Annotated in this window: 20 protein-coding genes and 3 tRNA genes; 3 read left to right on the top strand and 20 right to left on the bottom strand. The window is 60.2% G+C overall.

Annotated elements, in window-relative coordinates:
• The first annotated feature begins 126 nt into the window (after positions 1-126).
• Entirely contained in the window at positions 127-945 is an 819-nt protein-coding gene (locus HLH48_RS12815) for a hypothetical protein (protein ID WP_182997913.1), read from the top strand.
• On the opposite strand, the gene HLH48_RS12810 is transcribed toward HLH48_RS12815, so the two are convergent.
• From HLH48_RS12810 to gatC, 15 genes are all read right to left on the bottom strand, one after another.
• Positions 893-2098 (bottom strand): GIY-YIG nuclease family protein, encoded by a 1206-nt coding sequence (locus HLH48_RS12810; RefSeq protein WP_182997912.1) that lies wholly within the window; start codon positions 2096-2098, stop codon positions 893-895. The two genes, HLH48_RS12815 and HLH48_RS12810, sit on opposite strands and share 53 nt — an antisense overlap.
• Positions 2091-4145 carry a DEAD/DEAH box helicase gene (locus HLH48_RS12805; RefSeq protein ID WP_182997911.1) on the bottom strand — a complete coding sequence of 685 codons (2055 nt, stop codon included), beginning with the start codon at positions 4143-4145 and terminating at the stop codon, positions 2091-2093. The genes HLH48_RS12810 and HLH48_RS12805 overlap by 8 nt, the downstream gene beginning before the upstream one ends.
• Positions 4142-4975 (bottom strand): hypothetical protein, encoded by an 834-nt coding sequence (locus tag HLH48_RS12800; protein ID WP_182997910.1) that lies wholly within the window; start codon positions 4973-4975, stop codon positions 4142-4144. Before HLH48_RS12800 ends, HLH48_RS12805 begins: the two co-directional genes overlap by 4 nt.
• Positions 4972-7746 carry a class I SAM-dependent DNA methyltransferase gene (locus HLH48_RS12795; RefSeq protein ID WP_182997909.1) on the bottom strand — a complete coding sequence of 925 codons (2775 nt, stop codon included), beginning with the start codon at positions 7744-7746 and terminating at the stop codon, positions 4972-4974. The genes HLH48_RS12800 and HLH48_RS12795 overlap by 4 nt, the downstream gene beginning before the upstream one ends.
• A gap of 111 nt (positions 7747-7857) precedes the next feature.
• Positions 7858-10632 (bottom strand): MobF family relaxase, encoded by a 2775-nt coding sequence (gene mobF / locus HLH48_RS12790; RefSeq protein WP_182997908.1) that lies wholly within the window; start codon positions 10630-10632, stop codon positions 7858-7860.
• Positions 10632-12521 carry a type IV secretion system DNA-binding domain-containing protein gene (locus tag HLH48_RS12785; protein WP_182997907.1) on the bottom strand — a complete coding sequence of 630 codons (1890 nt, stop codon included), beginning with the start codon at positions 12519-12521 and terminating at the stop codon, positions 10632-10634. The genes mobF and HLH48_RS12785 overlap by 1 nt, the downstream gene beginning before the upstream one ends.
• Positions 12518-12883, bottom strand: coding sequence for a hypothetical protein (locus tag HLH48_RS12780; RefSeq protein WP_182997906.1), 366 nt, complete (start codon positions 12881-12883; stop codon positions 12518-12520). The genes HLH48_RS12785 and HLH48_RS12780 overlap by 4 nt, the downstream gene beginning before the upstream one ends.
• 207 nt (positions 12884-13090) lie before the next feature.
• Entirely contained in the window at positions 13091-13600 is a 510-nt protein-coding gene (locus HLH48_RS12775; protein WP_182997905.1) for a hypothetical protein, read from the bottom strand.
• Between the two features lie 116 nt (positions 13601-13716).
• Positions 13717-13923: a helix-turn-helix transcriptional regulator gene (locus tag HLH48_RS12770; RefSeq protein ID WP_015074059.1), complete on the bottom strand. Its 207-nt coding sequence runs from the start codon at positions 13921-13923 to the stop codon at positions 13717-13719.
• A gap of 100 nt (positions 13924-14023) precedes the next feature.
• Entirely contained in the window at positions 14024-14971 is a 948-nt protein-coding gene (locus tag HLH48_RS12765) for a hypothetical protein (RefSeq protein WP_246387296.1), read from the bottom strand.
• Positions 14937-16148, bottom strand: coding sequence for a tyrosine-type recombinase/integrase (locus tag HLH48_RS12760; RefSeq protein WP_182997904.1), 1212 nt, complete (start codon positions 16146-16148; stop codon positions 14937-14939). Before HLH48_RS12760 ends, HLH48_RS12765 begins: the two co-directional genes overlap by 35 nt.
• 137 nt (positions 16149-16285) lie before the next feature.
• Positions 16286-16378, bottom strand: a tRNA-Ser gene (locus HLH48_RS12755).
• 94 nt (positions 16379-16472) lie between these two features.
• Positions 16473-17921, bottom strand: a complete 1449-nt coding sequence (gatB, locus tag HLH48_RS12750; protein WP_182997903.1) for an Asp-tRNA(Asn)/Glu-tRNA(Gln) amidotransferase subunit GatB — start codon at positions 17919-17921, stop codon at positions 16473-16475.
• Positions 17921-19405, bottom strand: a complete 1485-nt coding sequence (gatA, locus tag HLH48_RS12745; protein WP_182997985.1) for an Asp-tRNA(Asn)/Glu-tRNA(Gln) amidotransferase subunit GatA — start codon at positions 19403-19405, stop codon at positions 17921-17923. The genes gatB and gatA overlap by 1 nt, the downstream gene beginning before the upstream one ends.
• Complete coding sequence (gene gatC / locus HLH48_RS12740) at positions 19405-19692, bottom strand: Asp-tRNA(Asn)/Glu-tRNA(Gln) amidotransferase subunit GatC (protein WP_182997902.1); 288 nt, start codon at positions 19690-19692, stop codon at positions 19405-19407. The genes gatA and gatC overlap by 1 nt, the downstream gene beginning before the upstream one ends.
• A 76-nt stretch (positions 19693-19768) precedes the next feature.
• Between gatC and ruvX the strand changes: the two genes are divergently transcribed.
• On the top strand, positions 19769-20248 hold the full coding sequence (gene ruvX / locus HLH48_RS12735) for a Holliday junction resolvase RuvX (protein ID WP_182997901.1): 480 nt from the start codon (positions 19769-19771) through the stop codon (positions 20246-20248).
• A 29-nt stretch (positions 20249-20277) separates the two neighbouring features.
• On the opposite strand, the gene HLH48_RS12730 is transcribed toward ruvX, so the two are convergent.
• A tRNA-Val gene (locus HLH48_RS12730) sits at positions 20278-20352 on the bottom strand.
• Between the two features lie 166 nt (positions 20353-20518).
• Between HLH48_RS12730 and HLH48_RS12725 the strand changes: the two genes are divergently transcribed.
• Positions 20519-21385 (top strand): N-formylglutamate amidohydrolase, encoded by an 867-nt coding sequence (locus HLH48_RS12725; protein WP_182997900.1) that lies wholly within the window; start codon positions 20519-20521, stop codon positions 21383-21385.
• A gap of 18 nt (positions 21386-21403) precedes the next feature.
• Here the strand turns inward: HLH48_RS12725 and HLH48_RS12720 are convergent, their stop codons facing one another.
• The 4 genes from HLH48_RS12720 to HLH48_RS12705 all read right to left on the bottom strand — a co-directional run bounded on the left by HLH48_RS12720 (position 21404) and on the right by HLH48_RS12705 (position 24618).
• Positions 21404-21745, bottom strand: coding sequence for a YidB family protein (locus HLH48_RS12720; protein ID WP_182997899.1), 342 nt, complete (start codon positions 21743-21745; stop codon positions 21404-21406).
• A gap of 281 nt (positions 21746-22026) precedes the next feature.
• A tRNA-Val gene (locus tag HLH48_RS12715) sits at positions 22027-22101 on the bottom strand.
• A gap of 68 nt (positions 22102-22169) precedes the next feature.
• Positions 22170-24074, bottom strand: coding sequence for a hypothetical protein (locus tag HLH48_RS12710; RefSeq protein ID WP_182997898.1), 1905 nt, complete (start codon positions 24072-24074; stop codon positions 22170-22172).
• An 82-nt stretch (positions 24075-24156) separates the two neighbouring features.
• Complete coding sequence (locus HLH48_RS12705) at positions 24157-24618, bottom strand: HlyD family secretion protein (protein ID WP_264812687.1); 462 nt, start codon at positions 24616-24618, stop codon at positions 24157-24159.
• Between the last annotated feature and the right edge of the window lie 114 nt (positions 24619-24732).

Raw genomic sequence — 24732 nt, 5'->3', positions numbered from 1 at the left:
GCTTGATATCTTGACAGACTTATAAACTTCCGTCTAGTTCATAATTTCGCCAATAAGCGAACTAAAACTTTCCTTATATGCAATACGATAAACTACCTGCCTTCGAAGGGGGATTTAGCCCGGCACATGCTTCAAGGGCAATATTGGCCTCCAGATCATCGAACGCAAAGATACAAGTCATTTCATATGACATCAAAATCTCCTACGCTTTGTTCTGCATGTTACCCGCCGTTGCCGAACGGGCAGCAGATACCAAGAAACGGCGAACCCAAAAGAAAATTGAGGAAGAAAGTGGATATCAATAAATATCAAGAGTGGTTGAACGAGAGGATTATGGAATTAAGAACAGCACAGTCCATAAAAACACCTGAAGATAGATTAAATGGCAGCATATGGGATTTTGTTATATTAGGATGCCTTATTGAAGTTGTTTCAAAGCTTAACTCTGAACGAACAGGGAAAAGTACTTTTCAAGTTGTGAGAAAGCTATTCGATGAGCGTTTACCAAAATATAGAAATATTAAATACGAAAAGCCCGTTTCAGCCAATGACCTACCAGAGCAGTTATACATGGTCCTTCGCTGCGGACTGGTACACGGCCTTAGCTTGCGTCCAGACGAAAAAGTGCGAAATTCTGGTCGGTATAAACCTTACTGGAGAGAAAATACCCTCACGCTCTGGCATAGAGGCAACCACCTCCACATAAATAGAATCATATTCAATGGACAGGAATGGGATAGAGTTAACATAGATTACGATTCTCTCTTAGAAGATATTCAGAAAGCCTTGAACAATATCTTCGAAGACGGCAGAAAGAATAATGAAAAAGGCAAAATCATCACTGATTTTATTATGGAAAACCCTGGCGTGGGCTTCTCACCTGGCACATGGATTAAGCCTGCAACACAAGTTGAGCTGTTAGCGGTTCATAAACATAGCCAGTAATTGTACCGTCCTTGATCTTCTCCACTGCCTCATTAATCACAAACAGTGGCACAAGAAACCACTCGCGCGGGATGACGAAGTTGCCGAACCTGTCTTCGATCTGGATATCCAGTCGGGCTGGATCGAAGATGCGATGGATTATTTTTTCGAGTTTGGTGCGGCTGATGTTGAACAGCTTGTAGGTCGCAATGACCTCCACATCGGCCAGCAGGAAAGTCGGGTCGATTTTCGCATTGGCTATGCGTTTGGCAACATCTCCGCCCGTTACGCCGATTTTGTGAATAAGGTCTCGGTTAGCAGCGACGATAGAGTTATCCGACTTGCTCTGGAGAACATAAATGGTGCCACTGGCTAGATCGTCTTCGTCGTTTTCTCCGGCGAATAATGGCCCGGCACTGGGTTCGGACACTCGGCGGCTGGCTTCATCTTTATAAAGCGCACGCTGAAGGGAGCGAAGCAGGATATTGCTTTCTGTTCCATTGGAATAAATGACGCGGAGACGCGCATCACTCTCACCATTGGGCGCTCTGAAGGTCTCACCAATCTCGGCAACATATGCTGTCTGACCACCGAGAATAAAAAATTCTCCCGGTCTAATGTCAGTTTTCAGGAGGCCGGCTTCCTTCCTGATAGGGCGTGTAATGCGCGTCCCGATCTCGATGTCTTTCTGGACTGCGTTGAATATCGGCTTGAAAGTCTCGAAATCCTCACAGCGCTCCCGGTTGGCGATTTCCTCGGCTGCCCGCTTTTCTGCTGCGGAGCGGACGTGGCGCAGGTCAGTGATTGAATTCTGCTCGATGCTGGCCACGCCAAGCATGGAAAGCAGTTCATCGTCGCTAATGTTTTCATCGATCTCTTCAATGACAACGGCATTGGAGAGAATACCCTGATGATCCATAGGCAGAAGCAATGCCATGCAATCGGGTTGCGAGCGAAGCCGATCGAGGCGGACTGCATATAGACGCTCGAAAATGTCGTGATTTTCCCCATGACGAGGGGAGCGTCCGTGTTTGTCCACGAACCGCTGGATTTCCTCAAACCCAGCTATAATGCGCTCTTCTTTTGGAGTTCGGGAGCCTTCTTTCTTTGTCTCGACTTCAACGCCCAGCGCTGACAGGAGCGCATCGTCCTCGTCGGTAAAACCTTTAGCCACGAGCCGCCTCCGCCTTCATGCGAGCAAGGAACGCAACGCCCTCGGCCATGCTTTTCTCCCAGGGGTCGGTCGAGGTTATGGAGGGGAGCCGGCCACGTTCCTGCATGAACTTCAGCGCTCGTTTAGATAAAACACGCGCTTCTTCCAATGTCATCGTCGCACGTTTGGCACCGATTACGGCCGCAACCTGCTTCAGACTCTCTTCGCTCATGGCTTTAGCCAGAATGGAATAAGCCTCACCAAACGGATTGATGCGATCGATCAGATCAATGTCGAGTTCTCGCACGTCCATTGCGAATTTACGCACGCCATCGATCAGGGCCGTGTTGGCTCCTGGCTCTCCATCGCCACTCGTCGCAATATGGGCCGCCTGTTGTGTCAAGTTTAGAGCCGCGATGGCGTGCTGTCGAACGGCTTCCTGATCTTCCTCATCCAGTTCGGGATATTTGTCTTTGATGATTTTCCCCATGCGGGAGATCGTCAATTCCTCCGGAACGAGTTCTTTGTCGAAAAGCCCACGCTCAAGAGCGGTCTTGTCTTGCACGAAGGCCGTGATGACTTCGTTCAGGTCTTCTTCGCAGATGCGGGTTGCTTCTTCGCTTTTGGGTTCCGCCAGACCTTTAATTTCGATCTGGAATTTACCTTTTTCTTCGTTGAAGCCGACATTGCATTTATCAGGTTGGTAGCCTTCGTCACCATAATCGAAACCGTCAGTCGGTTCATTGGTTGACGCTTTCGATCTGAATTCGAAGCGGGGGGCGAGAACCTGTTCCATCAGCAGACTGGCGGCAATGGCTTTAAGGGTATCGTTCACGGCCTCGGTTACGGCCTGTTCCGACGCATCCGGCTCGGCGATAAGGTTTGTAAAGCGAGCGCGGGTTTTCCCTGGCGCATCGCGGGTAGCGCGTCCTATGATCTGGATAATCTCGGTCAGGCTGGATCGATAGCCAACGGTGAGCGCATGTTCGCACCAAATCCAGTCAAAGCCCTCCTTGGCCATGCCCAGGGCAATGATGATGTCCACATGGTCGCGGTTGTTCTTCTGGGTTGGGTCTTTCAATGCGGTGGACACGCGGTCACGCTTGTTCTTGTCATCGTCCACCAGATCAGCGATCCGCAACGTCCGGCCGTCTTCCGTTTTTACCAACTGAAAGCCGGTAACAGGGTCAGCCCCCTGCCAGTCGCCCAGATTTTCAATGATATGCTCCACTTCCTTCATTTTATCTTTCGTGCTTTCGCGCGAATTGACGCTGGGGATGTGAATGATGGTTTTTTGATTTGGGTCAAGAACCTTCAGGATGTCTTCGGCGTAAGACCCGGAATAGAAGAAATAGCCGATGTCGAGATGCTTGAGGTATCGATAGCCGTTTAACTGCTCGTAATAGGTATAGGTTACGGTATCAAACTTGGCCTCGTCCTGTGGTGACAAGACATCGACTGCGTCACCCCGGAAATATGAGCCGGTCATGGCGACGATGTGGACTTTGTCGCGGGCAATGAACGCACCGAGATGATGACCTAGTTTGTTGTCTGAATCTGACGAGACGTGATGGAACTCATCGACGGCAATAAGACGATCGTCGAAAGCCTCTACACCGAACCTGTCCACGGCGAAGCGGAAGGTGGCGTGCGTGCAGACCAGCACCTTGTCGTCACTCTTCAGGAACGCTTCGACCGAATTGACCTTGCCCCCATTATCACCGCCGGCTGCGTCACACAGGTTTCTTCTGGGTTCTACGTGCCAGTCTTCCCAGAAGCCGAACTGGGTCAAAGGCTCGTCATGGAAACTTGCGCCAATGCTTCTTTCAGGCACGACGATAATGGCCTGCTTCAGTCCCTGATTTGCCAGCTTATCGAGGGCGATAAACATAAGCGCCCGGCTTTTGCCCGAAGCTGGAGGAGACTTGATGAGAAGATATTGTTCGCCACGCTTTTCATAGGCGCGTTCCTGCATGGGTCGCATCCCCATGGCATTGGCCTTGGTTGAACTGCCATTGGCCGCGTAAGAGACAGAGACGGAAGGGACGGATTGGATTTTTTGGGTCATGCTCTCTCTCCTGCGACACTAGCCAATGCTGCCTTTAATGTTTGGAAGCAAAGTGTCGCAGTGTGTTTATCTGGCGAGAAGCGCGATAACATTTGCGCGTATGGATGGATGTAATTTCGAAAATCACGAAGACCATGACTAAATTTCTGCACGTCTGGCTTCAGTAATCCTATTTCACATGAGACATCTATCAACTGGCTGAGCGTCCAGTCATGAAATAGCTTGGGCTTGCCCTCGGTGGTTTTGGGACAGGAAGGTGAACGATTAAATCGTGCTGGCTCTTTCTGCGCGGCCCCGAGAAGAACGGCTTCCAGCACGCTACCGCATAGAAAAATTGTGGAAAGATACGCTTTTGCAGACATTGTCGCTTGCGCTTCTTTTAACCGACATTCGATGATGGATGCGACCGCTCCTTCAACCGGGAGTTTCTGGAGGTTTGGGATGGAAAATTCACTTTGAAGAAAGGTTTCTTCAGCGCTCATAGTTTTAGCGGCAAGGGGTTTTCCGGTCAGACGTGCGACTACCTTTCGGGATTGTTCGAGAATGACTGCATCAGGTTGATTGCCGTTTAGGAGACAATTTACCTCATAGACGCCTAACATTTCATCAAGCACTTGGCCGACAATGGCGTTAGGCTCTTTCTCCCAGAAGGCCCGCATTTTTCTGGCTTTTGATGAACCATACGTCTGATACTTTTGACTATGAATCTCAATCCCGTAACGGGTAAAAAACTCCTGAAATGTTGTGTCTGAATAATCCAGAACGTAACCGCTCTGCATCCCAAGAATTTTTTCAAGGTATCTTTTGTCGATCTCTGTAATAGCGCTCATACCGCCCCTGCCTTTTTCTTATTTTTCGATCCGGTTCTGGCGGTCATTTTGGTATAGAGATCGAACAGTTTTTCCAGTCGCTCCGTATCATTGCGAAAACGTCGGCCAATGTAGATGCGCTCCAGCACTTCGTCATTGCGGTCGTGCGCCTCTCTCAAATCGGCGGGCATTTTTTCGGGGTCATACAGTTCCGCAATGGTGGCGGGGAAATGCGCCTCGCGTGCCAACAGGATGTCTTCAGCACAGCGGGTCAGGTCGGTTTTCATCTTGTCGGTCAGAGCGGGAACGGGGAAGGTATTCCAGCCCAGCGTGTTGGAATAGGAAAAATCGTTCCGCATCCGCACGCAAACCGTGCCAATCCATACCCAATGGAGGCGCGACGCGACAAGCGCCATATTCCATAGCGGGGCATCATACAGGGCAAAGCATTTATTAGATGCAATATATTCTGAAGGTAGATAATCGCAGGGTAAATATTCTCGGTTCTCAGAACTGATTCCAGCCACAAATATCGCGTTCTTTTTAGCAACGCCACCGATCTGAACAAACCTATATGGTCGTTTCGCAAAATCCCTTGTTGAACCCGCCTGTGACTGCAATCTGTTTTTGGCAACAAGCGCCAATCTATCGGCAATAAACGCACTTTTTTTTGCCGTAACAGCATCTTCATCATTGATCCAGAGACAATATCTCTGCTTGCCATGAATCAACTCCTCGGCACCTACGAATCGCTTAACATAAGCGCTTGTCTGTGGATTCCGTCTGAGGTCATCGGCTTCATCTGTGCTAAGAAAGAGATGACCGCCATCACGCGGCATGTTGCCGAATAGCATTATTGATTGTCGTCCGATTGGGTCAGTTGCCTTCTGCACGACATCGTCCCTGTTAGGCACGAGATACGGGCCGATCGTATTACAGTCACGGACAAGGCTTGAATCGTCAAAAAGTTGCTTTGACTTGGTCGACTTACAGCCAAGTCCAATAATTATAACGGTAACGCCCGCGTTATGACTGGCAAGATTGCTCCAATGGAACGGGGTGTGGGCGAAGCGAATTTCGATGCCACGAGCAAAAGCTACGGGCCAAATTTCGGAGGCTTGTTGGCCCTGACAGATGCTGTTCGTAGTCACGAACGCAGCGACAGCATCGGGAACCTTTTCTGCGTAATCCAAATAGCGAGCGATCCAACCAGAAACGTAGTCTGTAATCTTGGCGAGATGTGGAAATTTTACCCAAGCATTTGCCAACTCGATTTTTTGTTTCTCATTCTGCCATTTACTACCTTTATAAGGCGGATTCCCACAGATATAGGTTTCTCCACCCTCGTTCTCGAAATCGATTTGCGGCTGATCTAACGGAGAATGAAATAGATCATCTGCGCTGTGTTTCACTCCGGTTCCCGTCGGCGGACATATACTCAACCAGTCCAAGCGAAGAGCATTCCCACAGGTAATCCAGTTTTCTGCGTTCAAAGGAAGGAATTCGGCCAAGGCCAGCTTCTGACCACGATATAGGACATCGCATTGGAATTCCGCGATAATGAGCGCAAGCCGCGCAATCTCAGCCGGGAAATCTCGTAGTTCTATTCCACGCAAATTAGTCAGGGGAATCTCTGAAGGACGATCGGCTTCCCCGCGACGACTGTTGATCTCAGCCTCGATTGCCCGCATTTCCTTATAAGCGATAACAAGGAAATTTCCGCTGCCACAGGCCGGGTCGAACACCCTGATCCTTGCCATACGCTTGCGTAGGTTCAGGAGCATCCGGGCATTGTCGCCGGCCTCATCTAGTCGTGCCCTCAGGTCATCAAGAAAGAGAGGATTCAGCACCTTGAGGATGTTGGGAACGCTCGTATAGTGCATACCAAGAGCGCCACGTTCCTCATCATCTGCCACGGCCTGGATCATAGACCCGAAGATGTCCGGGTTGATTTTCGTCCAGTCGAGGGCGCCGATATGGATAAGATAGGATCGAGCGATCTTACTGAAACGCGGCACTTCAGGGCTGCCCGAAAATAGGCCGCCATTAACGTATGGGAACCGATCGGCGTAACGAGCAATGCCCGCTTTCTTTCGCTCTGCCGTAGGGGTATTCATTGCACGGAACAGTTCGCCAATCACTTCATGGGTGTTAGACGAATCTCGCTCGGTCATTGTATCGACCGTGTTCGTGAAAGAGTGACCATCCTGGAAAATATCCGTGTCTTCAGCAAAGAAGCAGAAGATCAGGCGAGCCATGAAATGGTTCATGTCATGGCGGCGGTCAGCAGTCCCCCAGTCGGGATTGTCCTTCAGCAATTCGACATACAGCCGGTTCAGCTTGCTGGTCGCGCGAATATCGAACGAACTTTCGCGGATTTGTTTGACCGTCGTGATGCCGGCTAAGGGCAGGAACGCGCCGAAATGATTCGGGAAGTCCGTATAGGCACAGGCGACGGTCTCACCTGTATCCAATTCCTCCGCCTCGAAGGTCTCACCGTCCGTCGCCAGGATGAACTTGGCCTTGGCCTTCGACGTGGCTGGGCTATCCCGGAGGGCGGTCAAAGTCCGCGTTACCTCACCGGGCGGGCAGGTCGCAATATGGATGTTATTCCGCTGGAGAACGGCGCCTGGGATGTCAGAGGCATTGGTCGAGCCTTTGGTGGCCCGGAGACGCTTGATGGTGGTGTCTTTATTGCCGAAGGCCAGAAGGAAAAGGTAAGGAAATTCTTCCGCATCAAAAGGTTGCTCCGCCAGCGCAGATACGGCTTCTTCAATTTCTACGGCGTTCATCGCCTCTACCTAATCCCGTTCTCAAACAAGAAGATAGCATCGCCATGCCCCGAACGGCGCGGAATGCTTGCTCCCTAAACTTTACATATCCCGAGGCTATACAAATTTGGATTACAGGGCCATGCCTTTGGCTGCGGCCTTGCGTTGAATGTCCCCGATCTGATCGCCTGCCGCCGATGCAAGGGCGGTCTGCTTCAGCCCTGACCGCTCCTGAATAGCTGTGACGAGCTTGGCGCGGTCATTGGTATAAACGGCAACGCTCTCCCTGGCACGGGACAGAGCCACATAGAAACTCTTCTGATCCACAAGCTGGCTGACCGTGCTGTCGGCATGGACCAGGACGCGATCGGCGGTGCGCCCCTGCGCCGCAAAGGCCGTGGCAACCCAGCCATGGGCGATATGACGGTCGCGCGGGTCGTCCGGCGTCAGATGCTCGATCCGGCGATTGGCCATGCGGAGTGTCACGCCACGCGTCTGGGGATCGACACCGATCACTTCCCCTTGCTGGCCGTTGACCCGCCCCGCTGCACGATCATTGCGGGTGAATTGCACGCGATCACCTGCACGGAGTTCGATCGGCTCGGCGGTGAATACCTGGGACTGCATGGCGCCCCATTGGCGCAAGCGCCAGTCGATGCGTCGTCCGTCACGCGCCGTCAGGATCACGGCCGCCTTTTCCGTGTCGATGCCGGCCACGGTATAGGCATCCCGGCGGGAGACCCCCTTATCGGCATAATCCTTCGTAAAGCGGACGACATCGCCGATCGCGTAACTGCTCGCCTCCTTCGCCTCGGTGCGGGTCATGTCTCTGGCCACGAGATGCGACATTTCGATCGTCGGCCCACGCAGCGCACCCGCCCCGGCCAGTTGCTCGCGGATTTTTCCGGTCAGGATGTCGCGCCCGTCCCGCGACGGCTCGATGACCAGGGTGCGCTTGCGGGCTTTTCCGTCCAGCGCCGCGAAATCCCGCGCCATCTGCTCGAACCGTGCTTCCCGTCCCTCATGCTCGACGACATGCCCGCCGCCCGAATCAAGGGCCGCCAGGGCTTTCTTCGCATCGCCGGCAAGGCTGGCATCCACCGCCGCACGGGCCTGCTCGTTGGTCTGGCGCAGAATCCGGGTGAGATGGGCGGTCTCCATGCCCGCCTGCTGAAGCTGCCCGAAGGCGGCACCGGCCTCGATTGAGCCAAGTTGCGCCGTGTCGCCGACCAGCAGCACGCGCGCCCGATGGGTTTCCGCCAGCGCCAGCAGCTTCGCGGTGTCGCGTGCCGACACCAGCGACGCCTCGTCCACGATCCAGAGCTGATCGGCGGTGGTCGGTTTGCCGGGTGCCAGAAGATGCCGCGCCAGCGTGTCGGCGCGACTGCCAAGCGCGTCGCCCAGCACCTGGGCCGCCGAGGCGGTCGGGGCCAGCGCCGTGACACGAAGACCCTGCGCCTGGGCTTCTTCCGCGACGGTTGCCAGCACGGTGGAGGTCTTGGCCGTGCCGGCCGCGCCCTGCAAGGCGATGATCCGGTTGCGGCTGGTAAGAATTTGCGTGGTCGCCGCGCGCTGCTCCTCGTTCCATGCGTGGCCCTGTGATTCCGCGCGCCGTTCCGCCTGGGCCACGGCGCGCGCGGCGACCACAGGTGCCAGGATCGGTGCGACCTGGTTCCGTCCACTCTCTTCAAGGCGCAGCAAGGCAGCCTCGTCCGCGATATTGGCGGCCGTGGTCATTCCCTCGAAGGCCGCACCCCGGCGATCGACGAACGAGCGGGCTTCCAGCGCGCCGGTTTTCTGCGCCCGCACGATCGCGGCACCGATCTCGGCATGGCCGACCGCGCCGAAGGCGAAACGCCCCGCCGCCTCGTGCAGCGCGGTTGTCGCGAAGACCGATTGCCGTTCGCCAAGCATCGACGCGCCCCGCGCGACCGCCCGATCGGCGGCACATTCGCGGGCGAAAGGGCTTTCCACGTCCTGGGCTGTGGCCTGGGTCCGGGCACGCGCCTCGGCCCGTGCGACTATCTCGCGCCGGGCCTGTTCGTTCCAGCCGGCGGAGTCCGCCACCGCGCGCCACTCCCGGACCAGATCGGCATGAGGCACGGCCTCCTTGGCCCGCCTGGTATCGAGTGCCGCCATCTGCTTCTCGGCGGCGCTCGCCTCTTCCCGGCTGGTCCCGCGCTCGCTGAGATGCGCTTCAATCGCCTGGGATCGCTGGCTGAACGCTTCCAGCGTCGCCGCGTCGAGGCCTGCGATCTCGAAGCTCGACTCCTTCCCTCTGTCGATCATGTAGCCCAGGTGCTGAACTTCGCCCGCCAGTTCCTGGCGGTAGATCGCGCCCAACTGCTTTTGCAATTGATAGAAGGCGCGGGGTTCCAGGCTCCGCCATTGCCCGCTGTCATCCTGGGTCATGTTGAGAATGATGTTATGGCTGTGAAGCTGAGGATCGAGCGCGCGGCTCGTGCCGTGACGAAAGGTGGCGATGACCAGATTCCCCGTCGTCTCACGCCGGACCGCTCCATCCTCCCGGATGCGCGTTGCGGCGAAATGGGTTTCGGCCAGTCCCAGCGCGGTCCTGACCGCGCGCTCATGCGCCTCGACCAGGCGGCGGTCGCCCGCCACCTCGGCCAGGATCGACACCGATTTTGGGGCGCTGAAGGTCAAATCCCAGCCCGGCCGGTGCGCGATTTCACCCTCCCGCGTCGCGCCAAGCTGCTGATCCGCGACCCGGCCTTCCAGAAGCCGGGAGAACTGGTCGTGTTCGACCGCGCCCTGCAACTTCAGCGCCTCCGCCCCTTTGCCCTGCCATTCGGAGGGGGCGAGGCCACCCTCGGCGTAATAATCGTCGGCCTCGTAGTAGCTCGCCGCCTGGGCCGCGTTGGTCAGGGCCGACAGGGTGGCGACCATCAGACCGGACCAGGTTTGGAGGCCAGGTTGCGTCGGGCGGGGCGGTTCGATGCCGGGGCCTCGCCGGTGGGTTTGTCCTCCTTCTTCTCCTTTCCGGCCTTCGGCTCATCTGGCCGCGTCTGTTTCCACAATGTCTGATCCAGGCCGATCGGCTCGAACGCCAGCGTTCCGGCCGCGCCTCGCGCGATGATATGCGCGTTGGTGAGCGCGATGCGGGCCACCGGCAGTCCGTCGGGCAACAGGAGATAGGCCCAGCCGGGCGGCAGGCGCAAAGCACTTTCCATCACGGCCGGGCGGACCTCGCGTCGTGTGCCGACCGTGATCTGGGGCTTGCGTGTCTTGGGGTCGAGATTGGCCGAAAGGGTCTGGATTTCGACCTCGGCCTGACCGATCGTCTTCGATGCCCAGTCCCGGCTCTCGATATCCGCGAGTTGAAGGAAGAGCTTGGTGTTGCAGCTTCCCAGCACCGTTTCGGCGTCCTTTTCTCCGTACCGGCTGCGCATCTGGTCGATGGCCTGGAAGGTCAGGATCACGGCCGCGCCGAACTTGCGCCCCTGCGGCAGCAGGCGGGTCATGTTGTCCACGCGCGGCAGGTCCGGGAACTCGTCGAGCAGGAACCACATCCGGCGACGGTCGGAGGGCGGCAATCCAAGCGTCGCTGAAGCCGCGCATTCCAGCCAGAGCGCCATCAAGGGCCTGATGGCCTCGAAATGATCCTCCTTGCGTGGCACGAAAATCCACGGGCGACGGCCCTTGTGGCTGTCGAACCCGGCGAAAAAGCGGGCAAAGGCAAAGCTTTCGCCGCCTTGTGCCGGTTCGGCACGCAGGAACATGAGCAGGTTGGCGGCCTTAGCGAGCATGAACAGCACGCTGGCCGTGGCGCGCTCGGCGTCCTGGGCAAAGGTTCGCGCCGAGGAGGTATGGGCCAGCCAGCGCTCCATGTCCGCGCTGGACATATATTGCAGCGTGTCGAGCAGTCGCGCCGGTGTGCCGCGTTTTTCCTCCCAGAGTTCACGCAGGATGTTGGCCACGAGGATACGGGCCGTTTCCAGCCAGACATCGCGGTCCCGGTCTCCCGTCTCGCTGATCAGATAGCGGGCGATCCGCGCGGCGTCGGCGGGATGGCGGATTTCGTCGAACGGGTTCCAGTAGACGCCCCGCGCATCGAAAGGATTGAGCAGGATGTCGCCCCGGACGGGGTTGTAATACTGGGCGACGAAATCTCCCGACGTGTCATAAACGAGCGCTGCCTCGCCACGGGCTTCGATTACGTCGAGAAGCTGGCGCAGGGCGGTGGTCTTGCCTGCGCCCGTGGTGCCGATCATCGCCAGATGGCGCGTCTCGATCGCGCGCGGCAAGGCGACGCTGCCCAGCCGCAGGGGCGCGGGATCGTCTGTATTCTCCGTGGCCGCCGCCAGCGTGGCTTCGGACACGACCCGACTGCCGGCGATGGTGCGGTCGGCCAGTTCCTGTGCGCGTTTACGCCGCCGCCGACCTTCGGTCAGGGCAAAGGCACCGATGCCCAGCCCCATGCCGAGCAGACCACCCAGGCCAGTGCGCTCGGTCAGGGTCAGGACGCGATGCTGGACGTCTTCGCTGCCGAGCAGCGCGTAAGCGCCGGTGTCATAGCGTCGGCCATCAAGGATGACGATCATCGGCACGTCCCGATGGCTGATGGCCATAATGGGACGCTGGGCCTCGGCGAGAAGAAACTGTCCGGCTATGGTCAGTTCTTCCGGCGAGGTGGTGGCGACCGCCACCAGCCCGCCACCGGCCAGCAGGCCGAGGCTGGTCACGAGGAAGCCAGCACGAAAGCGTGCGGCGCTCTGGGCGCGGCGGATGGCGCGCAGGGCGCGGGCATGCGCCTGCTGGTCGAGATCACTGGTCATGGGGCGTCTCCCGCCAAGACAAGCTGGCGCTGGAAGGCTGCATTGATGTCGTCGGTGAGACGGGTCTCGTCGATGCGGGTGGGTGCTGCGGCGCGGGCGAAGACATAGGCGGCGCAGGACACGTACAGCGCGCGCTCGGTCAGGCGCTCGACATGGACGATCCGCGCGCTGATCTGCCCCAGTTCCTCCGCCAGTTCGGTGGAGATTGGTCCCGTCGTGCCCTCCTGCGTCATGGAGGCGAGGCCGATGCGGACGCAGTCCTGCAACAGGGCATACGGGGTCATCTCGCGCCCGGCGGCAAGCTGCCGGAGCGTTCGATCCAGCGCGAACGGCAGGCGGATGGAATGCCGGACGTAGCTCATGGCCAGTGATCCCGGCGCACCCAATCCGCATGCGCGAAAAATGTTGGAAAACCGCCATTTTTGATGCTACCAAAATAATTGGTGTCGGATCGCACCCTCGAAAAACGGCAGAAAACCGCCGCAGGCCAGTGCGTGAGGTGTGTTCCTCTTTCTGTGGCCCGATGCGCAGCATCGGGGCTGCTCTTCGCATGGAAAAACCGGCATGGGTCACGCATGGTCAGAACCCTCCCGGCGATGCTGGTCGGCCCACTGCGCGATCTGGAAAATGGCCTCCCGATCCGCTGTCCGGCGGTCCAGATGGGGATCGACGGGGGGCAGGTCATAAAGCCCATGCTCGGCGGTCCAGGCGCGGATGACATGCTCGATCGCATCCCGGATGCGCATGTCCAGCGCGTGGGCTTCGAAGGGCGTGAGGTGGGCTGTCACGCCAGGCGTTTCGATCAGGCCACCCAATGGAAAATAGGTGCGTCCCGCAGCCTGCAACGGGCCGTCGATCCGGCAGGTTGAACCATCCCCCCGGTACACCGTAAGCGGCGGGCGCAGGGTATGACGCCAGAAAGCTATGGTGCAGCGGTAGGTCTCGCCGTCCGGGTCATCGGACAGCAGCTTGTCGATCAGCGGGAGGGCTTCACGGGCGATCCGGGGATGCACGTAAAAACGCAGCGTGACCCGGTTGCCGGGGCGAAGCCAGTCCAGCATGGCGCGGAAGATGGGCATGGGGTGTCCTTTCGTGACTCACGCGAAACACGATGAAACGGGATTGTCGGAGGAAGTCCGGGAGCAGGCGCGGCGTGGACCGCCCCCAAATGGCGGGGGACGCGCCGCCCCTGCGGTCAGATGTAAGTCTGGATCGGGAGGCCCTGGAGCCAATGTTCGATCTCGCCTGCGCGCCAGCGGACGCGCCCACCACCGATCACCACGGGCGGCGGGCAGCGCTTCTGGCGCACCAGGCGATAAATGCTCGACCGACTCTTATAACCGGTCAGGCGCATCACATCGTCGATCGTCAGCAGTAGGGTGAAAGCGGCATTCTGGTCCATCGGACGGCATCCTGTTTGATGGCGTGCCGACGACGCTAAACGGCTTCAAATCCCTGGAAAAAGCCTGTTAGCCAACGTTATCCAACGCGATAAGGACTGATCAGGAGTCATTGGGGTCGAAATATCCCTTGATATCTTTTCGCCCCTGCCTGCCACTCAAAAGTGCCTTGAGCGATGAGGTCGAATCGCCACCTTGCGGACCGAGGTCGCTGCCCAGAGTTACTGCAAGTTCCTGTTTGATGGCTTTGATCGCGGCAGCCAGAGCCCCGTGTTGAGCGCCTTTTCGCATTTCGCGTCGAGCAACGGTAAAAGCGATCCGATACCATGGCTGATCGTCGGGAGAGATATTCTCGCGAAGAAAGGCGTCGAGATTGGTCATGAATTCCGGCATCGTGCCGCTGACCAGCCAGCGGAAGCGCGGATCATTGTTGAGGCACGGCGCCTCGTCGCCGTCAGGCATGGTATCTGGCACCACATAGATCGGACGGGTGAACGACCTGCGGAAGGAGAGCCAGAACAGCCCCCAGAATTTTGCCTGGCGGGAGAGGAGCAATGGGGAGTAGCGGTTGGAAAAAGTCTCGGGCGAAATCCGTCCATCCAGCAGGACACCATCGGGCGCCTGCACGGCGCTGAGGATCGTATTGCCGTAGCCGGCGCTCGTATAGGCGGAGAGCCGCCCGCTGCGCAGGTCCGACATGAGCCGCTCCAATTCTGCGGGCAGCACAACATCGTAGGGCGTTTTGACGAACAAAAATTTTCTGGTTTGAAACCATCTGATGCCGGTCGCGGAAAATACCATCACGAAAAAGCTGCTCAAAAATAAAATGAGATACGTGATATAGGCAGGAGAATTTGGATGATGAAAAATAAATGAAAAAAGAAGAATACCAGATGCCAAGCTTATAATGAAAGATACAACAAATATAGCGACGAAGAATCTGAACGCCCGATCAGATTTTTTCTTCAGATCGACAATCGCCTGCTCGACTAACTGATAGCCTCCTTCCAGATTATCAGGATTGATTCTCTGGGCCGCGAGCAAGCTCAATCGGACTGCTTTCATTCCCCTCGTCTCGGCATTTTTCTGGCCAGCAATACGCCCCCCAAGCTTCCATCAAAATACGCCGTTTTTCCAGAAGATTACCACGCCGATAGGCGGCTTCGACCTTATTGCCGATCGTATGGGCAAGCGCCATCTCGGCGATGTCGCCAACGAACTGGGTTTCCTCGGCGACCCAATCGCGAAACGATGAACGAAAGCCATGAGGCACCGCCGCGATTCGCGCGTCCCGGCAAATCTTGGTTAGCGTCATATCGGACAACGGCTTGCCCGCGCGCTGGCCAGGAAACACAAGCTGGCTTCGTGCCTCGCGATAACCTTGCGCAAGCTTGAAAACGTGACACATCTGCGAAGAGAGCGGGATGACATGCTCCCGCCCTGCTTTCATCCGGTCGGCGGGAATCGTCCAGAGCTTGTTCTCAAAGTCGATTTCATCCCATGTGGCGCTCCTGATCTCCCCAGAGCGTGTGGCCGTCAGGATAAGAGCCGCCAGAGCCAGGCGCCCGATCGAATCTCCCGACCGGAGATAAGTGAGGAAGGCCGGCACCTCGGCATAGGGCAACGCTGTGTGATGAACGGTCTTAATCTTCGCCTTGGGAAGGGATTTATCCATTGCCGCCAGCGGCAGGGGAAGCGTGCGGTAGCCTTTGCCGATCGCCCAGTCCGTAACGTTGCTGATCCGCTGCCGAACCCGGCGGGCGGTCTCAGGCTTATTGAGCCAGATCGGGGCGATTGCTTCACGAACATGATGACCGTCAAGATCGGCGATTGAGACGTCACCGATCAACGGGAATGCGTAGGTCTCAAGGGTCGTCAGCCATTGAGCCCGGTGCTTCTTATTCTTCCAGGTCGCCTTGTTCTGCGCGTAGACCTCAAGGGCGGCTTCACGGAAGGACGGGATGCCCGCCTCCTTGCGGCGTTCGGCCACGGGATCAAGGCCGACTTCAACCTGCATCCGCGCCTTGACGGCTCGTTCGCGCGCCAATGCCAAGGATACCTTCTTGGCGCTGCCGAGGCCGATGTCACGCCGCTTGCCGTTTTTCTGGACCCGGCAGACCCAGGATTTGCCACCCCGTGGGCTGATGACGAGATAGAGCCCGTCGCCGTCGCCATAGCGACCCGGCTCCCTGATGGCCTTCACGGTTGTTGCGGAAAGACGCCCCATTTTTATCCCACACTTCTTACCACGCGAGGTGTGGGATAGGATGCAATTCCGTGCATCGGCATGCAACACGAAATGGCGTGAATTCCGCGGAATTCTGCCACTTTTGCTATGCTATGACATTGAATAAAAAGGGGAATTGGCGGAGGGGATGGGATTCGAACCCACGGTACGGCTTGACACCGTACAACGGTTTAGCAAACCGCCGCCTTCAGCCACTCGGCCACCCCTCCGCCGAGGAGCGTGTTTGTCAACACGGCGTTTGCAGCGCTGCTTGTAGACTGTCACCACAGCGCCGTCAAACCCCAAACCGCCAGCCTCCGGCGATTACAGCACTTTCTTCAGGGCTTCGTTCACCAGGGCGGGATTGCCCTTGCCGGCCATCGCCTTCATGACCTGCCCGACGAAAAAGCCGAACAATTTGTCCTTGCCGCTGCGATATTCCGCCAGCTTGTCAGGATTCTTGTCCAGCACCGCCTGCACGGCGGCGTCGATCGCGCCGGTATCGGTCACCTGCCGCAGGCCTTTGCGCTCGACGATCTCGGCGGCCGTCTCGCCATTCGCCAGCATCTCCTCAAACACGTCCTTGGCGATCTTGCCGTTGATCGTGCCATCGGTAATCAGGTCCAGCATGCCGCCCAGCGCCTCGGCACTGATCGGGCTGTCCTGGATCGTACGGCCGGTACGGTTCAGCGCGGCGAAGAAGTCGCCGATCACCCAGTTCGCCGCCAGGCGCGGGTCACGGCCGCGCGCCACCGTCTCGTAGAAATCGGCGGTCGGCTGTTCGGCCACCAGCACACCGGCATCATAACGCGGAATGCCATACTCATCCTGGAAACGCTGGCGCTTGGCATCCGGCAGTTCCGGCAGATGCGAAGCCAGCTCTTGCACCCACGCCTCCTCGATCACCAGCGGCAACAGGTCCGGATCGGGAAAATAGCGGTAATCGTGCGCATCTTCCTTGCTCCGCAGCGATCGCGTCTCGGAGCGCGCCGGATCGAACAGTCGCGTTTCCTGATCGACCGAGCCGCCGCTTTCCCAGATTTCCACCTGGCGAACGGCCTCGACCTCGATCGCCTGCATGACATAGCGGATCGAATTGACGTTCTTGATCTCGCAGCGCGTACGGAACGGCTCGCCCGCCTTGCGGACCGACACATTGACGTCGGCACGCATCGAGCCCTCTTCCATGTTGCCGTCGCAGGTGCCCAGATAGCGCAGGATCATGCGCAGCTTGCGCAGATAGGCCCCCGCTTCCTCCGGCGAACGGATATCCGGCTCGCTGACGATTTCCATCAGCGCAACCCCGGCCCGGTTCAGGTCGATGAACGAACGCGCCGGGTCCTGGTCATGCATCGACTTGCCGGCATCCTGTTCCAGATGCAGCCGGGTGATGCCGATCACGCGGGTCGAACCGTCGACCAGTTCGATCTCCACCGCGCCCTCGCCAATGATCGGATGCGTGAACTGGCTGATCTGATATCCCGTCGGCAGGTCCGCATAGAAATAATTCTTGCGGTCGAACCGGCTCTCCAGATTCACCCGCGCCTTCAGTCCCAGCCCGGTACGCACGGCCTGCGCCACGCATTCGCGGTTGATGACCGGCAGCATGCCCGGAAACCCGGCATCGACCAGGCTGACATGGGTATTCGGCTCCCCGCCATAGGATGCCGAGGCCCCCGAGAACAGCTTGGACCGGCTGATGACCTGGGCATGGACTTCCAGCCCCACCACGAGTTCCCAGGGTCCATCGCGCCCTTCGATCAGATAGGTCATCACACCACCTCCGCGCGCACGGCGGGACGATGCGTGAAGCCCGCCGCCCGCTCCAGGGCGCTGGCCGCTGCAAAGACCGATTCCTCGTCAAACGAACGGCCGATCACCTGCAATCCCAGCGGCAGGCCGGACGCGCTCAACCCGGCGGGAACCGACATCGCGGGCACGCCCGCCATGCTGGCCGGCACGGTAAACACGTCGTTCAGATACATCTGCACCGGATCATCCATCTTCTCGCCCTGCGCGAAGGCGGGCGACGGCGCGGTCGGCGTCAGCAGCACGTCCACCGTCCGGAACGCGCTCTCGAAATCCTTGCGGATCAGGTTCCGCACCTTCTGCGCCCGCAGGTAATACGCATCGTAATACCCCGCCGACAGCACATACGTCCCCATCAGGATGCGGCGCCGCACCTCGGCCCCGAATCCTTCCCGACGGGTCGCTTCATACAGTTCGTCCAGCGTCGCGCCCGGCACGCGGCGGCCGAAGCGCACCCCGTCATAACGCGCGAGGTTCGACGAGCATTCCGCCGGCGCCACGATATAATAGGTCGCCAGACCATACCGGGTGTAGGGCAACGAAACCTCAACGATCTCGCAGCCGGCCTCGCGCAGCCAGGCGATACCCTGCTCCCACGCCGCCTCGATTTCGGCGGGCATGCCGGCAACCCGATATTCGGCGGGAATGCCCACCTTCATGCCCTTCAGCGACCGGCCGCAGGCGGCACGATAGTCCGGCACCGCGATATCCACGCTCGTGCTGTCGCGGGTATCGAACCCCGCCATCGATTCCAGCAGGATGGCGCAATCCTCGACCGTGCGCGCCATGGGTCCGGCCTGGTCCAGCGAACTGGCGAAGGCAATCGTCCCCCAGCGGCTGCACCGTCCATAGGTCGGCTTGATCCCCGCGATGCCGCAATAGGAGGCGGGCTGACGGATCGACCCGCCAGTATCGGTACCGGTGGCCCCCATGGCCAGCCGCGCCGCCACCGCCGCCGCCGACCCGCCGGACGACCCGCCGGGCACCAGGACGGTCTCGGCATCTCCCGCCCGCTTCCACGGATTCTCCACCGCACCGAAGACCGAGGTGATATTGGCCGACCCCATGGCGAATTCATCCAGGTTGGTCTTGCCGACAAAAACCGCGCCATCGGCCAGCAGGTTCGCCGTCACCGTGCTTTCGTATGGCGGAACGAACTCCTCCAGCATCCGGCTCGCGGCGGTGGTCCGGACGCCGTCGGTGCAGAACAGATCCTTGATCCCCAGCGGGATCCCGGTCAGTACCGGCGCCTCCTCGCCACCGGCCAGGATCGCATCGGCCCGCCGGGCGGCGGCCAGCGCCTGCTCGGGGGTCACGGTGATGAAGGCGTTCAGCCGGCCATTCAGCCGGTCGATGGCCGCCAGATGGGCACCGACCAGTTCCTCGGCGGAGAAGTCGCGGCGACGCAGCCCTTCATGGGCCGCGGCGATCGTGAGTTCGGTCAGCATCATTCCACCACCTTCGGCACGGTGTAGTACGGCCCCGCCGCATCGGGGGCGTTCGACAGCACGGCCTCGCGCGCGTCGCCATCGGTCACCACGTCCTCGCGCATGCGCAGGGCTGCATGCCCGGTGCCGACCATGGGCTCGACATTGTCGACATCGACTTCGTTCAATTGCTCGATCCAGCCCAGAATACCGTTCAGTTCCCGCTGCAAGGCGGGCAGGTCGGACTCGTCGATACCGATCCGCGCCAATCTGGCGATACGTCGGACCGTCGCGGGGTCAAGCGACATGAAGCACAACTTTCCATTATCATCCGGGGGGAATATCCTGCGGGTCAGGATATCGCGCGGACCATAGCCCCAGACCATGCCCCTGTTCAACATGCACCAGATTCGCGCTCATCTGGGCCACGGCCAACGCCTGCTGGGCATCGACCCCGGCCAGAAGACGATCGGCCTGGCCCTGTCGGACCCGCTGCTGATGCTGGCCTCGTCCTATGGTACGCTCAAGCGCGGCAAGCTCGGCGCGGTCGCCGCCGAAATCGGCCGGATCGCGACGCGCGAAGGCGTCGGAGGCCTGGTCTGCGGCCTGCCCCTGTCGATGGATGGCAGCTTCGGCCCGGCGGCGCAGGCGGCGCATGACTGGACGCGCAACCTGTCGGACCTCGTCGGCCTGCCCGCCGCGATGTGGGACGAACGCCTGTCGTCCAGCGCCGTGAACCGGATGCTGATCCAGGACGCCGACCTCACCCGCCAACGCCGCGCGGAACTGGTGGACAAGCTGGCCGCCGCCTACATGCTCCAGGCGGCGCTGGACGCATCGGCCACGCAATCGGAACCCGATTAACCATTTCGCAGATAAGGAAAGCCGACGGATGGTGGGCGCAACAGGGATTGAACCTGTGACCCCTACCATGTCAAGGTAGTGCTCTACCGCTGAGCTATGCGCCCATCCGTTCGGTGAAACGGCTTCTAGCCGGGCAACCGGCATTGCGCAAGCCATCGATATGTAAAAAATAACGAGCCGGGGCCCCTTTCCCCTGGCACCTTGCAAAAAGAAGGAAACCCTTCCTCGCATCGCGCCGGATACCCAGACGTGACAGAATCGGAATCGCGGATGGCTCCTGAATCGGACACGACGCCCCGCCCGTTCGTCCTGGTCCCGCCCACGATCGCCGGGGTGCCGCTGGTCGTCGCCTCCCCCCATTCGGGACACGACTATCCGCGCGATTTCCTCGCCCTGTCGCGGCTGGACCATGCCGCCCTGCGCCGCAGCGAGGATTTCCATGTCGACGAATTGCTGACCGGCGCCCCGGGCGTGGGCGCGCATATGATCCACGCCACCTTCCCACGCATCTATTGCGACGTGAATCGCGACGCGGACGAACTCGACCCCACGATGTTCACCGAATCCTTGCCGCCGGAGCGCGGAATCATCACGCCGCGCGTGCAGGCCGGCCTCGGCGTCATCCCGCGCATTGCGGCGTCCGGCGCCCCGATCTATCGGGCCCGGCTGCCGCTGCACGAGGCAAACCACCGCATCACCCGCTTCTGGGCTCCTTATCACGCCGCCCTGTCGGCCCTGATCGCATCCCAGGTCGCCGAACACGGGGCCTGCCTGCTGGTCGATTGCCATTCGATGCCCGGCACGGGATTGCGCGCCTACGACATGCCCGATTTCGTGCTGGGCGACGCATGGGGATCATCCTGCGCGCCCGTCATCACCGAGGCCGCCGAGACATGCCTGCGGTCCCACGGCTTCAGGACCAATCGCAACACCCCCTATGCCGGCGGCTACGTCACCCGCCATTACGGCAGGCCCGCAGCCGGCCGGCACGCGATCCAGATCGAAATCAGCCGTCCGCTCTACATGGACGAAAACGGCCTGACACCGAACAGCGGCTTCGACGACATCCTCGCCGTCATGACCGCGCTGCTGCGGGCACTGGCCGGCGTCGCCGCCGGCCTGCCCCGCACAGCCTGAAGCCGGGAAACGCCCTGTTCAGGCGGCCGGCGTCTGGTGATCCACCGCGGCCGGCAGAAACCGCGCCAGCGCCGGCAGGATCGTCTCCGCCGGCAGGCCGGTCTTGTCCACCAGGGTCTGGACCTGCTGGCTCGACAGGATCGACCGCAATTCGTCGGGAGAGACCGGCAGGTTCTGGCCATTGCCGATCCACGACCGAACCTTGTCCCCCAGCCCCGCCTGCTCGGCCTGGGCCAGCAGCGTCGAAATGCCGTTGGGCGAGGTCAACTCGGCCAGATGCTGATGCACCTGGTCGGTCAGGCCCATGCCATCGGCCAGTTCGGTCAGCTTGCTCGCCAACCCGTCAAAGAATCCCGCCATGATCCAACTCCAATGCCAAGTGATTCACAAGATGTCGATCCGCACGGATCGGCCAAGAGGCCAGGCAAAAAAAAACGGTGCCGAAGCACCGCCAAGTTTAGGGAGGAAACGTCCAAGAAGCAGCCGCTCAATCGAAACGCTGCAACGCAATTTTGATGGCTCAAATCACTTTTAAGTGTCAAGAAAAATCGCGACGGAACACGCACGGCCACGACCGCGACACCGCAAGAAGCTCCAATCGAACGACGGGACATGAAAAGAAGAAGGATTTTCCGGTCGGATGGTGGGTGCGACAGGGATTGAACCTGTGACCCCCGCCGTGTGAAGGCGATGCTCTACCGCTGAGCTACGCACCCATCCGTGCCCGGTGGGGACCTCATAATGGATCTCCCCCCAGGCCGCAAGACGCCCCGTCCCACATTCTTCAAAAGCCGAACATGTGGTCCAGCGAGAACGCGCCATCGTCCCGCATCAGGCCATGATAGCCGAACAGCCGGCACGTCACGTCACGGATCATGACATATCCGCCCATGCCGGCGCGCTCGACGGCAGCGCTTCCGAACAGGCGGTGCGGCCACACCATCGCCGATCCCGAACAGGCGATTTCCAGCTCCGCCTTCGCCACCCCCCGCCCCTGCGCGTCATGCAGGCTCAGCATGGTGCGCGACCAGGGCCGCCAGGGCGCCGACGACGGATAGATCAGGCAGCAGAACGCCTCGCCCAGCCCGTTCCCGCCCTTCAGGAACAGCCGTGTGCTCAACCCCGGCGGCGGTCCCGAATAGGATTGGGGCTCGCCGCGATAGGTCATGACGGTATTGAAGACGTGCGCGCCGAAGCTGGTCTCGGCGGCATGCCCTCCGTCCCGCGCCGTGAAGCGGATCAGCGCATGCAGCCAGCCATCGGCCTCGCCGCCGTCGCGGAAATCATAGACCAGTTCCCCGTGCCCCTCGGGCACGCCCAGTTCCGCCACATCCTGCGCCAGATCATGGTCGCGCGGCAGGCAACCCAGGAATTTCCGGCCGGTCAGCCGCCCCGCGCTATCGAAACAATCCAGGCGCAGCGGCAGCGTCTCCTGCGATTCGGCCATCGGCGTGGGCTGGACGACGGTGCCGAACCGCGCGGGGTCCAGAATCGGAAATGGCAGCAGATAGCCGCGCCCCAGGCTGGCCGGCAGGTCCGCGATTCCCGGATCGGGACGCAGGTCCGCCCGCTCCACGTTCAGGTGCGCGATCCGCGTCCGCGTGCCGCGCGTCACCTCATAGCGCGGACGCACCAGATACCGCCCCGACCGAAGCTCGATCTGCGCCGGCCAGCGCAGGTCCGGCAGGCACGCCGCCACCGGAATCGCCACCGTCTCGTACGGAGCGATCTCCCGCATGATCGGCACCTGCCCCCCGTCCCCCATGCGGTTCACCGCCATCGCGCCGGCCGGAATCGGCACCGCGTGGCTGTTCTGCACCCACAGCACCACCTCCTCGCCCGCGTCGGGGGCCGGCAGGTTGGCATAGCGGTCCGAGGGCCAGGCATTGGCGTCATGCGTCACCGACAGGCTCGGATTCCCATCGGTACCATAGGTATCCAGCGCATATTTCACCACGTCGTGGCCGGCCACACCGATGGCATGGATGAACAACTGTCCGACGAAGGGCGGCAGGCCGAACCGTTCGCGCACCACGCGGCTGTCGATCACGATCGCGCTCTCGCCGTCGGCGACGCGCTCCTCCCAACTGGCCAGCACCTCACCCCGCGCCCCGAACAGCCGCAGCCACAGCCGCACCGCCGACGCACCGTAGCGCGCCCAGTAATTCGCCGAGACCAGACGCGTCGACAACCCGTCCGCATCACGGAAGAACGCATGGTTGGTCGCGAAATTCAACCGGTCGAGATAATGCCCCGGCACGGTCAGCAGGGCGTCGGGCAACCGCACGCCGTCCAGCGCGAAGACCCGCGCCCCATCGGGCAGCAGATGCGCGATGCGGTCGCGCACCCGCGCGCCGTCGAAACTCGCGACCAGCACCGCCCCCACCGCCGCCCGGGGCAGATCCACCAGCGCCCGCGCCGGGCCGGCGGCCGTGGCCTGGCCGACCCACAGCGTGTCATGGACATACACGCCCTCGATCACGCCCAGTCCGGACAATCCGTCCGCCGCGCCGGGGCACAACGCCAGCACCATGGCGAACATGCCCTCGGGATCGTACACCGCCACGGGGCCCGCGGCGCGCACCGACGCCGCCAGCCCCGCCAGCGCCTCGGCCGCCAGCGGATGGACCAGCGCCTTGTAGAGAACATTGCCGCCCGCCTGGGCGTCGTAGGTATGGATGTCCAGCATGGCGATTCCATACCGCATATTCCCGCGCCCAGAAATCATACCATTTGGACAGGCGACGCCCCCCTGACGGGGGCCGGAGGGGTCAGAAGCCCGCCTCCCCCATCAGCAGCGCGACCGTCCTGCGATACACCCGTCCCAGCAGCGACATCGGCCTGCTCCGGATCAGGACGATGCCGGGCTGGCGCGGCGGGATGGGGTCGAACGCGCGGTCCGGTTCCAGAAGAACGCGATAGACCGCGCCATCGGGCACCAATTGTCCGTTCTCGTCCTTGCGGGCCTGGACATGGCCGCCATAGACCGACGCGGCTTCGAGCGAATCCAGATGCCCGATCGAGGCCGCCGAAACCGCGATCACACGGGCACCCGTCACCGCACCGTCCGCGCCGGGTGCGCGAAACCAGCCCCGCGCGCCGACACGCAGCCCGTCGATGTCCGCCTCGTCGACATAGGCTTCGATGACGGCGCGCGTGTCGGTGACGAGGGTGCCGATCCGCTCATGGCGGCGCAACGTGTCGCCGGCCCGGATATCGGGCGGCACGTCCACTGGGGTGGAGCCGGAAAATCGGACAGGGTGTTAAGCTCATCCCGACCTGAAGGAATGGACGGGAATGAAGACGACGAGAAAGCGCTACAGCGCGGAGTTCAAAGCGAAGGTGGC

It is taken from the genome of Gluconacetobacter sacchari (assembly GCF_014174255.1).
Taxonomy (GTDB): domain Bacteria; phylum Pseudomonadota; class Alphaproteobacteria; order Acetobacterales; family Acetobacteraceae; genus Gluconacetobacter; species Gluconacetobacter sacchari.
This window is presented reverse-complemented; position numbering and strand designations above follow the sequence as displayed.